The 11,900-nt window shown below is 66.1% G+C and carries 9 protein-coding genes; 3 read left to right on the forward strand and 6 right to left on the reverse strand.

Going from position 1 to position 11,900, the window contains the following annotated elements; all coding sequences use genetic code 11:
* Positions 1 to 98: 98 nt before the first annotated feature.
* Positions 99 to 2,198 (reverse strand): excinuclease ABC subunit UvrB, encoded by a 2,100-nt coding sequence (uvrB, locus tag ACFVVC_RS10250; protein WP_387452235.1) that lies wholly within the window; start codon positions 2,196 to 2,198, stop codon positions 99 to 101.
* A gap of 80 nt (positions 2,199 to 2,278) precedes the next feature.
* Positions 2,279 to 3,493 (reverse strand): dephospho-CoA kinase, encoded by a 1,215-nt coding sequence (gene coaE, locus ACFVVC_RS10255; protein WP_387452238.1) that lies wholly within the window; start codon positions 3,491 to 3,493, stop codon positions 2,279 to 2,281.
* Positions 3,494 to 3,597: 104 nt separating this feature from the next.
* On the opposite strand from coaE, the gene ACFVVC_RS10260 reads away from it, so the two are divergent.
* Both ACFVVC_RS10260 and ACFVVC_RS10265 read left to right on the forward strand, forming a co-directional pair.
* On the forward strand, positions 3,598 to 4,287 hold the full coding sequence (locus tag ACFVVC_RS10260) for an IMPACT family protein (protein ID WP_387452240.1): 690 nt from the start codon (positions 3,598 to 3,600) through the stop codon (positions 4,285 to 4,287).
* Positions 4,271 to 4,771 (forward strand): GNAT family N-acetyltransferase, encoded by a 501-nt coding sequence (locus ACFVVC_RS10265; RefSeq protein ID WP_387452243.1) that lies wholly within the window; start codon positions 4,271 to 4,273, stop codon positions 4,769 to 4,771. The genes ACFVVC_RS10260 and ACFVVC_RS10265 overlap by 17 nt, the downstream gene beginning before the upstream one ends.
* Positions 4,772 to 4,891: 120 nt before the next feature.
* On the opposite strand, the gene rpsA is transcribed toward ACFVVC_RS10265, so the two are convergent.
* The 3 genes from rpsA to polA form a co-directional block, all read right to left on the reverse strand.
* The gene (gene rpsA / locus ACFVVC_RS10270) at positions 4,892 to 6,367 is read right to left on the reverse strand and encodes a 30S ribosomal protein S1 (RefSeq protein WP_018761235.1); all 1,476 of its coding nucleotides are present in this window, start codon (positions 6,365 to 6,367) and stop codon (positions 4,892 to 4,894) included.
* 232 nt (positions 6,368 to 6,599) lie between these two features.
* Positions 6,600 to 7,898, reverse strand: a complete 1,299-nt coding sequence (locus ACFVVC_RS10275) for a GNAT family N-acetyltransferase (protein WP_387452247.1) — start codon at positions 7,896 to 7,898, stop codon at positions 6,600 to 6,602.
* Between the two features lie 75 nt (positions 7,899 to 7,973).
* The gene (gene polA / locus ACFVVC_RS10280) at positions 7,974 to 10,616 is read right to left on the reverse strand and encodes a DNA polymerase I (protein ID WP_387452675.1); all 2,643 of its coding nucleotides are present in this window, start codon (positions 10,614 to 10,616) and stop codon (positions 7,974 to 7,976) included.
* Between the two features lie 205 nt (positions 10,617 to 10,821).
* Here polA and ACFVVC_RS10285 point away from each other — a divergent pair, with 205 nt between their 5' ends.
* Positions 10,822 to 11,286, forward strand: coding sequence for a hotdog fold thioesterase (locus tag ACFVVC_RS10285; protein ID WP_387452249.1), 465 nt, complete (start codon positions 10,822 to 10,824; stop codon positions 11,284 to 11,286).
* A gap of 1 nt (position 11,287) precedes the next feature.
* On the opposite strand, the gene ACFVVC_RS10290 is transcribed toward ACFVVC_RS10285, so the two are convergent.
* The gene (locus ACFVVC_RS10290; protein WP_387452251.1) at positions 11,288 to 11,854 is read right to left on the reverse strand and encodes a dihydrofolate reductase family protein; all 567 of its coding nucleotides are present in this window, start codon (positions 11,852 to 11,854) and stop codon (positions 11,288 to 11,290) included.
* Between the last annotated feature and the right edge of the window lie 46 nt (positions 11,855 to 11,900).

Consider the following 11,900-nt stretch of genomic DNA (forward strand, 5'->3'; position numbering starts at 1 on the left):
GCTTGGCATGAACGACGGCGGGCATCTCCCCAGGGAGGTGCCCGCCGCTTTATGGGTGGAACAGCCGGATCTGCGGAAAGCCCCGCCGGGTGGACACCCTAGGCGTGGCCGGCGGCCTGCATCTGGCGCAGCTCTTTCTTCAGTTCGCTGACCTCGTCGCGGATCCGTGCGGCCACCTCGAACTGCAGCTCGGCGGCGGCACCGTGCATTTGTTCGGTGAGCTGCTCGATCAGTCCCACCAGGTCCTCGGCGGGAGCTGCGGCCAAACCATCCGCACGGACCTGATCCGCGCCCTTGGCGCCGGACTTGGCACGCTTGGCGCCCTTGGCGAGCCGGTTGTTCTTGAGCAGTTCCTCGGTATCGGCGTCTTCCTTGGCCAGCTGGTCCGTGATGTCGGCGATCTTCTTGCGCAGCGGCTGGGGATCGACGCCATGGTCTTTGTTGTAGGCCACCTGGATGGCGCGGCGGCGGTTGGTTTCGTCGATGGCGAGGGCCATGGAGTCGGTGATCCGGTCCGCGTACATGTGCACCTGGCCCGAGACGTTGCGGGCTGCGCGCCCGATGGTCTGGATCAGCGACGTGGACGAGCGCAGGAAGCCTTCCTTGTCCGCGTCCAGGATGCTGACCAAGGACACCTCGGGCAGGTCAAGGCCCTCACGGAGGAGGTTGATGCCCACCAGGACGTCGAAGGATCCCATCCGCAGCTCGCGCAGGAGCTCCACGCGGCGCAGGGTATCGACGTCAGAGTGCAGGTACTCCACCTTCACGCCGTGGCCCAGCAGGTAGTCGGTGAGGTCCTCCGCCATGCGTTTGGTCAGCGTGGTCACCAGGACGCGTTCGTCTTTCTCCACCCGGGTCTTGATCTCACCGAGGAGGTCGTCGATCTGTCCCTTGGTGGGCTTGACCACCACTTCAGGATCCACCAGCCCGGTGGGGCGGATGATCTGCTGGACGAACCCGTCCGCCTTGCCAAGTTCGTACTTGCCCGGGGTGGCCGAAAGGTAGACGGTCTGGCCCACCCGCTGGAGGAACTCGTCCCATTTCAGCGGCCGGTTGTCCATGGCGGACGGCAGGCGGAAGCCGAAGTCCACGAGGTTCCGCTTTCGGGACATGTCGCCCTCATACATGGCGCCGATCTGCGGAATGGTCACGTGGGACTCATCCACCACCAGCAGGAAGTCGTCCGGGAAGTAGTCCAGGAGGCAGTGCGGCGCGGTCCCGGGTCCGCGGCCGTCAATGTGCGCGGAGTAGTTCTCGATGCCGTTGCAGAATCCCATCTGCTGCATCATTTCGAGGTCGTACGTGGTCCGCATCCGAAGCCGCTGGGCTTCGACGAGCTTGTTTTGGCTTTCCAGCACCTTCAGCCGGTCCGCGAGCTCATCCTCGATCCGCTTGATGGCCCGCGCCATCCGCTCCGGCCCGGCCACATAGTGCGATGCCGGGAAGACGTACATCTCTTCCTCGTCGCGGATGACCTCACCGGTCAGCGGGTGGAGGGTGTGGATGTTTTCGATTTCGTCGCCGAAGAACTCGATCCGGATGGCCAGTTCCTCGTACATCGGGATGATTTCCACGGTGTCCCCGCGGACCCGGAAGGTGCCGCGGTGGAAGTCGACGTCGTTGCGCGCGTACTGCATGGAAACAAACTTGCGCAGGAGGTCGTCCCGGTTCATTTCGGCGCCCTTGCGCAGGGTGACCATACCGGAGATGTATTCCTCCGGGGTTCCCAGGCCGTAGATGCAGGACACGGTGGCCACCACGATCACATCGCGGCGGGTCAACAGCGCGTTGGTGGCGGAGTGCCGGAGCCGTTCCACTTCCTCGTTAATGGAGGAATCCTTCTCGATGAAGGTGTCCGTCTGCGCCACGTAGGCTTCGGGCTGGTAGTAGTCGTAGTAGGAGACGAAGTACTCCACCGCGTTGTTGGGCAGCAGCTCGCGGAATTCGTTGGCGAGCTGGGCGGCAAGGGTTTTGTTCTGGACCATCACCAGGGTCGGCCGCTGGACCTGCTCGATGAGCCACGCGGTGGTGGCGCTTTTGCCGGTACCGGTGGCGCCGAGGAGCACCACGTCCTTCTCCCCGTTATTGATGCGTTCGGTCAGCTCCGCGATGGCGGCCGGCTGGTCACCCGCGGGCTTGAATTCGCTGATGACTTCGAAGGGCGCTACAACACGGTTGATCTCCTGCGCAAGGCTCATGGATCTAATTTACAGCCGGGCACCGACAGTGAAGGGTCCAATCCGTTACGGGCGAACATGCCCCGGGTGGGGGTGGCAGTTCAGGACGCGTACGACGGCGGCGCCCACCCGGTTGCCTCGGCCCAGGCGGACATCAACGGCCAGGCAACATCGGTGAACCACGGCTCCTTCGCCTCGGCGTAGGATCCGGTTCCGGCGCAGTCGGCGAAGCGGCGCGCGAGGTCCGCCTTGTGCGCCTGGTAGAGCGAAAGGGCAGAAGGATCGTTCCGCAGCCAGTCCCGGAACATCAGCGCATAACGCCATCCGGCCGAGCCGGCCGGCCGCACATGCACGTTCACCGCCCGGCACGGATCCGCGTTGGCATGGAAACGCTTGAGCCATGACGCGGTGTCCGGCGTACCGGGCTTCGGCGTGTCGGATTCAATTCCCCGGACCGCCGGGTATCCGGCAGCGGCCAGGAGCGGTGCGATGGCGCTTGCCGCCTCCAGGTCAGGCACGGCCACCTGGACGTCGATGACGTCCTTGGCAGCCAGGCCAGGGACGGCGGTGGAACCGATGTGGTCCACCGCCAGGATGGCATCAGGGGCGGCCGCCCTCAGCCGCGCCGCGATCAGCGCGGCCTGCCGGGACCAGTCCCGGCTGTGCGGTGCAAGGACCGGCCCGCCGGCGCGCGACGCCCGGGTTCCGGCGGCGAGGTTGCGGGCGTAAGGCTGCAACCGTTGCTCCCAGAGCCGGTCAACCTGTTCCAAGAGTTGCTCCACGGTGCCGGAATTGTCCAGGACGACGTCGGCAGCGGCCAGGCGTTCCGGGCGCGTGGCCTGGGCCGCCATCCGTGAATGCGCCGCTTCCGCGGTCATCCCCCGCAGCGCCTGCATGCGCTGCAGCCGGACGTCATCGGGGGCGTCCACCACCACGACCAGGTGGAAGCTGCTCCCCTGCCCGGTCTCGACCAGCAGGGGAATATCCTGGACCACGACGGCGTCATCCGGGGCAGCTGCCGTCAGCTCGGCCGCGCGGGCCCGCACCAGGGGGTGGACGATGGCGTTCAGGGCGGCAAGGCGCTCCGGCTGGCCGAACACCGCTTCGCCGAGGCGCGCGCGGTCAAGCCGCCCGTCGCCGTCGAGCATGTCCGCGCCGAACTCGGCAGCGATCTGTTCCAGGCCTTGGGTCCCGGGCTCCACCACCTCCCGGGCCAGTGCATCCGCATCCACCAGGATCGCGCCGCGCTCCTTCAGCCGGGCCGCCGCCACCGATTTTCCTGAGGCGATTCCGCCCGTCAAGCCGATTTTCAACACCCTCCCACCCTACTGAACCGTCTACTAAGCCGGCGTCCGTAACGTCATGGAGTGTCCGCCGCACTCCCGGAGGCGCGGTTCGCGCCGCCGCTAGACTGGGCCGGGTGCAAGTTCAAGACAGCAGGACCACCTCCTACACCACGTTGGCGGCCGGCCGGGACCTCCGGCATGAGCTGGAAATCAAACGGTCCAGGTTCATCACCGTCCTCCGCAGGGCCGGAACGGAGGAGGACGCCCGCGAACTGGCCGCCGGGCTTCGCCGCGAGTTTCACGATGCCCGGCACCACTGCTCCGCGTTCGTCATCGGCCCGGACCGCAGCATCCAGCGCTCCAGCGACGACGGCGAGCCCGCAGGCACCGCAGGGATCCCCATGCTCGAGGCCCTGCTGAAGAGGGAAACAGCACCCGGGGTGACCGACCTCAGCGACGTCAGTGCCGTCGTCGTGCGCTATTTCGGTGGAGTGCTGCTGGGCGCGGGCGGCCTGGTCCGCGCCTACTCGGAATCTGTCTCCACGGCCCTGGAGCTGGCACCCCTGATCCGGCGCAGCAGGCTGCGGATCTGCTGCACGGCGGTGCCGCACGCCCGCGCCGGCCGGCTGGAAAACGACCTGCGCGCCGCCGGCCTGGTGATGGCGGAAACGTCCTATCAGGACCGCCTCACGGTGCTGCGCATCGCCGTACCCGACCAGGCCGATGCCATTGCGGCAGCAACAGAACGGATCCAGCAGCTGACCGCAGGGTCCGCCGCGCTGACTCCAGAAGGAACGGAGTGGGTTGATGAACGCTTTGCCTGAGGTCACCATCGTGGATGTGGACCGGGCTGTCGCGGACCAGCTGCTCGAACTGGCCAAACGTGATGCCTCCCCTGACGAAGTGGCTCCCCCGCTCGGTGGACCCGGCTGGAATCTTGAGCGCACGGCCTGGTTCTTCAGCTACCACCACGCTGCAGCCGCCGGCCTGGACGGACCCGCGGCGGAGAAATCCTGGGCCGTGTTCAGCGACGGTGATGCAGCCGGTTCCGTCCGGCTCAAACGGGAACCCCATGCGGAGGCACTTTCGGCCGAAACCGGCATTTGGTTGGGCCGGAGCTTTCGCTCCCGCGGGATCGCCCGCGCCGCCCTGGCGCTGGTCCTCGAGGAAGCCCGCAGGGCCGGCCTGCAACGCGTCACTGCCCGCACCCTGGCCGGTAACCTCAGCGCCCAGCGGCTCCTCGAGGCAGCGGGCGCCGTGCTGACGCCCGACGACGACGGAACGGTCCACGCCGTCGTCGCCCTGTGAGGGCGTGAGGCGCCGTCGCCGCAGAAACGCCAGAGACCCGCATCAACGAAAACAGGCCCCCTGCCAGAGGCAGGGGGCCTGTTCGCGTTGGTGCCGGGACGAACCCGGCACCGGTGGCAACTAGTTGCCGGTCAGCTTCTCGCGGAGAGCAGCCAGTGCCTCGTCCGAAGCCAGGGTGCCGGCACCGGTGTCGGTGGCAGCAGGCTCGGAGGAGTAGCTGGTCGCGCCGGAATCGCTGTCACCGGACGTTGCAGCTGCAGCGTCGTCGGCAGCGTGCTGGGCAACCTGCTTCTTGTGTGCTTCCCAGCGGGTCTGGGCGTCAGCGTACTGCTGCTCCCAGGCGGCGCGCTGGTTCTCGTAGCCCTCGAGCCATTCGTTGGACTCGGGGTCGAAGCCCTCGGGGTACTTGTAGTTGCCCTCTTCGTCGTACTCTGCGGCCATACCGTACAGGGCGGGATCGAATTCGGTGCTGTCGGCGTCGACGCCCTCGTTGGCCTGCTTGAGGGACAGCGAGATGCGGCGGCGCTCAAGGTCGATGTCGATGACCTTGACGAACAGCTCGTCGCCAACGGAGACAACCTGCTCGGCCAGCTCAACGTGGCGCACGGCGAGCTCGGAGATGTGGACGAGGCCTTCGATGCCGTCTTCGACGCGGACGAACGCACCGAACGGAACCAGCTTGGTGACCTTACCCGGAACAACCTGGCCGAGGGCGTGGGTGCGGGCGAAGGTCTGCCACGGATCTTCCTGCGTAGCCTTGAGCGACAGGGAGACGCGCTCGCGGTCCAGGTCGACCTCGAGAACCTCGACGGTGACTTCCTGGCCAACCTCGACAACCTCGGACGGGTGGTCGATGTGCTTCCAGGACAGCTCGGAAACGTGAACCAGGCCGTCTACGCCGCCCAGGTCCACGAAGGCACCAAAGTTGACGATGGAGGAAACAACGCCGGGACGGACCTGGCCCTTTTCCAGCTTGTTGAGGAAGGTGGAGCGGACCTCGGACTGGGTCTGCTCGAGCCATGCACGGCGGGACAGCACAACGTTGTTGCGGTTCTTGTCCAGCTCGATGATCTTGGCTTCGATCTGCTGACCGATGTACGGAGCAAGGTCGCGCACGCGGCGCATTTCGACCAGGGACGCGGGCAGGAAGCCGCGCAGACCGATGTCGAGGATAAGACCACCCTTGACAACCTCGATGACGGTACCGGTGACGACACCGTCTTCTTCCTTGACCTTCTCGATGTCGCCCCAGGCACGCTCGTACTGAGCACGCTTCTTGGAGAGGATCAGACGGCCTTCTTTGTCTTCCTTGGTGAGCACCAGGGCTTCGACCTGATCGCCAACGGAGACAACGTCTCCGGGATCAACGTCGTGCTTGATGGACAGCTCGCGGGAGGGGATGACACCTTCGGTCTTGTAACCGATGTCGAGCAGGACTTCATCGCGGTCGACCTTGACGACCGTACCTTCGACGAGGTCTCCGTCGTTGAAGTACTTGATGGTGGCGTCGACAGCTGCGAGGAAGTCCTCAGCGGTACCGATGTCGTTAATCGCGACTACGGGGGTACCGGGCTTCTCGGTGGAGGTGATGGTCATGTAGTAGGGGCTCCGTTGTGGATAGTTAGTCGGTCAGGCAAACCGGCGCGCCCGCGTTATGGAACGCAGGCGCGATTCACGGTGAATCCGAGGGATCCTCCGGGTCATCCTGATTTTGTGGATTACTTTCAATGCGGCCTGGGACCGCAAAGACGTGCACGTGGTACACGCCCGTTTATTCTAGTCGGTGCCGGCAATACGGGTCAAAGCGGCGGTGGGACCGGGACGGTACTCAGAAGTGGGTCAGGCAGTGCGTCGCCCGTTCCACCGCAAACATCTGCCGCGCCCTGAGTGCGGCCCCCGGCCGTGGCTCGCCGACGGCGCCGGCAGCCCTCAGGGTTACCGGGCACACCCCTCCGAGGAAGATCGAGGACAGCGCGGAGACCCCCAGTTCGAGATCGGCGGCTTCGGCGTCCGTGAGGCGTTCGACGCCGGCCCGGCCGCCCTCCACGGTCAGCGCAAAGATCCCCGTCGTGAGGCCGAGCGGATCTTCGACCCTGAGGACCAGCCGTCCATCCGCCGGGTAATGCCGCGCGGCGAGGGCCTGCGGAACGTCGAGGATCCTGAGCCAGAGCATGTCGCGGCTGTCCGAGGCGTCAATGCAACGCGGGTCAGCGAGGGCCCAGGCAAGGGGATCATCCACCGGCGCCTCATTCCAGGTGACCCGTTCCACGAGGTCGATGGCCGCCAAGTACTGCCACAGTTCAAGGTAGGCGTGGTCCGTGGCGGCCACAAGGTCCACCACTTCCACCGTATAGGGGGTGGTGTCCCAGCCAAGGAACTTATAGGAGACGTAGCCGTCGATGGTTGCGTCCGGGCCGTAGTGCAGCGCCACTTTGATGGCCGGATCCTCCTTGCCGTCGCGTCCCAGCGACCCCGAGGCAAGGTGCCGGTACCATTCCTGCCGGCCGAGGGACCCGGGCGTATGCCGGTGGACGCGTTCGAACACCACGGGAGCCACGTCCAGCAGGGTTTTGGGGTCCGCGACTTCCACGGCGCCTGTGGCCTGGTGCCGCAGGGCGAACCGGCCGGTGGTGTCCACCTTCACGGTGCGCTCCAGGCTTGCCACGCCGTAGCCGAACCTGCCGTAGATGCTTCCCTCCGAGGCCGTCAGCGCTGCCATGGCGATGCCGTCGTCCTTCGCTGCCTGGAGGTCTTCAGTCATCATGCGGCGCAGAAGGCCGCGGCGGCGGTGCGATGTGCGGACGGTCACGGCCGTGACCATCTGGGTTTCCAGCATGCGGCCGAAGCCAATGTTCAGGGTCTTGCGGAACGACCCGAACGTGGCAACGGGCACCTCGGCCGGCAGCGACGAGGGAGCCACGGCCCCGGACTGGTACACCCCGGTGAAGATCCGGCCATCGACCTCATAGGTGGCAAGGGACCGCTCCCGGTGTTCGGGGGTACGGGTGGACTCGTGGAAACCGAACCCTACGGCCTTGGCCCAGGTTTCGGCCTCCGCGTACCCTTCGCTGCCTTTGGACACGGCGGGAAAGCGCCGGATTTCATAGTTTCCGCTCAGATCACCCATTTAGCCGAGCCTAGCCAATAAATCCGGCGCTTGACCAGCACAAACACGCCGGCCGCCCGCTGGTCCGGCGGCAGCCTAGTGGCCGGCGTCGTACCAGCTGGGGCCGACGCCGATCTGCACTTCCAAGGGCACGCTGAGATCGGCGGCGGCTGCCATCTGCTCGGTGACCAGCTGCTCCACGGCGGCCCGCTCCCCCGCAGCCACCTCGAGGACCAGTTCGTCATGGACTTGGAGCAGAATCCTCGACTTCAGCCCCTGCACTTTGAGCTCGCCTTGTACACCGAGCATGGCGCGCTTGATGATATCCGCGGCCGAACCCTGGATCGGGCTGTTCAGGGCAATGCGTTCGGCGTTTTCGCGCAGCTGGCGGTCCGTGCTGGTGAGGTCCGGGAGGTAACGGCGGCGGCCCTCGATGGTGGCCGTATAACCGTCCACCCGGGCCTGGTCCACCACGCCCCGCAGGTAGTCGCGGACAGCGCCGAAGCGGTCGAAGTAGTCCTTCATGAGGGTGCGGGCCTCGTCGACGGAGATCTCCAGCTGCTTGGACAGGCCGAAAGAGGTCAGGCCGTAGGCCAGTCCGTAGGACATGGCCTTCACCTTGGACCGCATGGCGCTGGTGACCTGGTCCGTGGGCACGTGGAAGATGTTCGAGCCAACGAACCGGTGCAGGTCCTCGCCGTCCTTGTACGCCTGGATCAGCCCTTCGTCCCCGGACAGGTGCGCCATGATGCGCATTTCGATCTGGGAGTAGTCGGCGGACAGCAGGCATTCGTAGCCATCGCTGACCACGAAGATGCCGCGGACGCGGCGGCCTTCCTCGCTGCGGATGGGGATGTTCTGCAGGTTGGGGTTGTTCGAGGAGATGCGGCCGGTGGCGGCGACGTTCTGGGCGTAGGTGGTGTGGATGCGGCCGTCCTCGGCCACCGACTTCTTCAGCGACTCCAGCATCTGGCGCAGCTTGGCGGCCTCGCGGTGAGCCATGAGCTGGACCAGGAACTCATGCCCGGTCTTTTCCAGGAGGTTCTTCAAGGAAGCGGCGTCCGTGGTGTAGCCGGACTTGATCTTCTTGGTTTTGGGCAGCTGCAGTTCGTCGAACAGCACCGTCTGGAGCTGCTTGGGCGAGCCCAGGTTGACCTCGTGCCCGATGGCGGCAAATGCCTGTTGCTGGGCGTGGTCGATCACCCGCGCCAGATCGGCGAGCTGTTCGTCCATTTTGTCCATGTCGATCGCGATTCCGGCGAGTTCCATGTCCGCAAGGACGCGGCTGACCGGCAGCTCAAGCGTGGACAACAGTTCTTCGGCCTTGCGCTCCTTGAGTTCATCCTCGAAGAAGCGGCTGAGGGAGAGCACGACGGCGCCGGCCTGGACCAGGGCATCGGCAGCGGCGGTGTCCTCGCCGTCGAACGACAGTTCCAGCTGCCCGGCCTTCGCCGTGGCAGCGGGGATGCCCACGTTGAGGTGGTGCTGGGCCAGTTCGGCGAGCTCGTAGGTGCGCCGGTCCGGCTCGATCAGGTAGCCGGAAATGGAGGTGTCGTCCACTACGCCCTCAAGCTCCAGGCCGCGGGCAGTGAGTGCCTTAAGAGCGGCTTTGAAGCCGTGCATCACCTTGGGCGCCTCCGGGTCCCGGAGCCACTCTGCCAGGACATTGTCCGTTTCGGCATCCTGGCCCGTGAGGTCGACGTAGACGGCGGCATCGCCGCGGACGATCGCCAGCGCCGCGGCATCCTCGCCGATCCGTCCGGGCACGAGGTCGACGGCGAGGGCGGAGCGGCGGCCGGCTCCCGCGGCCAGGAACGCTGCAAGTTCCGAGGCATCCACGGGAGTGCTGTATTCCGGGGTGTCGATGCTGTCCCGTTCCGCTGCCGGGGTGTCGGCGTCGCCGTAGAGGGCGAAGAGGCGGCCGCGGATAGCCTTGAATTCGAGCTGGTCGAAGAGGTCCTCAAGGACCGCCTGGTCAGGCCGCGGCTGGTAGAGGTCATCGAGCGTGACCGGCAGGTCGAGGTCCGTGTGGAGCTGGTTCAGCCTGCGGTTGCGCTTGACGGCGTCCACATTCCCGCGCAGGGCGTCACCCACCTTGCCGCCGATGGAATCAATGTGTTCCAGGACCCCTTCGAGGCCGCCGTAGAGGTTGATCCACTTGGCCGCCGTCTTGGGCCCCACGCCGGGCACGCCGGGCAGGTTGTCCGCCGTCTCACCCACCAGGGCGGCGAGGTCCGAGTAGCGGGACGGGCTCACAAAGTACTTGGCTTCGATGGCTGCGGCGTCCATCCGTGGGATGTCGCTGACGCCCTTCTTGGGGTAGAGGACGAAGACGTTGTCCGTGATCAGCTGGAAGGCGTCCCGGTCGCCGGAAACGAGGAGGACCTCGAAGCCGGCCTTTTCCCCCATGGCGGCAAGCGTGGCGAGGATGTCGTCGGCCTCGTAACCGGGCATCTTGATGGTCTTGATCCCCCAGGCCTCCATCACCTGGCCGATAAGGTCGATCTGCCCGCTCATCTCGCGGGGTGTTTCATTCCGGCCGCCCTTGTACTCGCTGTACTCGGCCTTGCGGTGGGTGGATTCGTCCGAGACGTCGAAAGCGACGGCGATGTGGGTGGGCTGCTGTTCCTTGATCAGGTTGATCAGCATGGACGTAAACCCGTGGATGGCGTTGGTGTGCTGGCCGTTGGCGGTGGAAAATTTGTCCGCCGGAAGGGCGAAGAAAGCCCGGAAAGCCATGGAGTGCCCGTCAAGCACCAGGAGCCGCGGCTGGCCGGTGATGGGGACGACGGGGGCAACAGTGGCGGAAACCGACCCGCCGGCAGCAGGGGCAGCGTCCTGGGCTGCCGGGTCCTGGGGGGTGGAAGCGGGCTCTTCCTCCAAGACCTGGGACGGGAAAGGGGCCGGTTTGGTTGTTTCACTCACAGGTGCCAGCCTAGTTGCCATGACAGACAATTTCACGCCGGGCCCCTTCGCCGAAGAGCTGGCAGCCGCCGGAATCCCCCACCATATGCACGACTGGCTGGGCACGTTCGGCGTCGGCGCCCTGGTGGTCAAAATGGGGATCCATTTCCTGGAGATGAGCCCCGAACGGACCGTCGCCACCATGCCGGTGGAGGGCAACACGCAGGTAGCGGGAATCCTTCACGGCGGCGCCCACGTGGTGCTGGCGGAAACCCTTGGTTCGTTCGCCGCCGGAATGCATGCGGGCCCGGGCCGGCACGCCGTCGGCATCGAAGTCAACGCCACCCATCACCGCTCAATTGCGCAGGGCCTGGTCACGGGCACGTGCACGGCGATCCATTTGGGCCGCACGCTCGCCACCCATGAAGTGGTCATGACCGACGCCCGGGGGCGGCGACTGTCATCTGCCCGGATCACCAACATGCTCCGGGACAACGCCGGCTGAATCAGGCAGCATCAGGCCCTGTTGTCCCCGCTGCCAGCAGGTAGCGCAACTCAACGATCCCCCTGCCCAGGGTGCGGGAGGCAACCAGTTCCAGCGGCGGCGTCGGCCCCTTGAGCGGCAGCAGCCGCTTGCCCTCCCCCAGTACCACCGGAATCAGGGAGAGGATGATCTCATCCAGCAGGCCGGCGGCGGCAAACTGGGCGGCCAGGTTGCCGCCGCCCACCACCCAGATGTTCCGGCCTCGCGCGGACTCCCGGAAGTCAGCGATGAATTCGCCCACGTCTCCGCGGACGAACGTGACGTCGGCGCCATCGGGGGCCGTGTACTCGTGGTGCGTGAAAACATACGTTGGGGTGCCCGGGTAGGGCCAAGTGCCGGCGTCGTGCTCCTGCAGCCAGGCGTAGGTCTGCCCGCCCATGAGGATGCACCCCACGCCGGCCATGAAGGCGTCGTAGCTCTGGGCTCCGCCCTCGAAGCCGTCGAACTGCAGGAGCCAACCGAGGTCGTCCGTGGAGGTGGCGATGAATCCGTCCAGGGAAGCGGCTACGAAGTACTGGATGCGCTGCATGGGCCAAGCCTAGCCAACCCCGGCGGCGCTGCCCATGACCGGGCCC

Origin of the sequence: Pseudarthrobacter sp. NPDC058196 (assembly GCF_042882685.1) — a bacterium.
In the GTDB taxonomy this organism is placed as follows: Bacteria; Actinomycetota; Actinomycetes; order Actinomycetales; family Micrococcaceae; genus Arthrobacter.

Bases quoted from the DNA above. Each gene is read 5' to 3' on its own strand.
- uvrB (WP_387452235.1), bottom strand. From the start codon at position 2,198: ATGAGCCTTGCGCAGGAGATCAACCGTGTTGTAGCGCCCTTCGAAGTC.
- ACFVVC_RS10265 (WP_387452243.1), top strand. From the start codon at position 4,271: ATGAACGCTTTGCCTGAGGTCACCATCGTGGATGTGGACCGGGCTGTC.
- rpsA (WP_018761235.1), bottom strand. From the start codon at position 6,367: ATGACCATCACCTCCACCGAGAAGCCCGGTACCCCCGTAGTCGCGATT.
- ACFVVC_RS10275 (WP_387452247.1), bottom strand. From the start codon at position 7,898: ATGGGTGATCTGAGCGGAAACTATGAAATCCGGCGCTTTCCCGCCGTG.
- polA (WP_387452675.1), bottom strand. From the start codon at position 10,616: ATGGCTTTCCGGGCTTTCTTCGCCCTTCCGGCGGACAAATTTTCCACC.
- ACFVVC_RS10285 (WP_387452249.1), top strand. From the start codon at position 10,822: ATGACAGACAATTTCACGCCGGGCCCCTTCGCCGAAGAGCTGGCAGCC.
- ACFVVC_RS10290 (WP_387452251.1), bottom strand. From the start codon at position 11,854: ATGCAGCGCATCCAGTACTTCGTAGCCGCTTCCCTGGACGGATTCATC.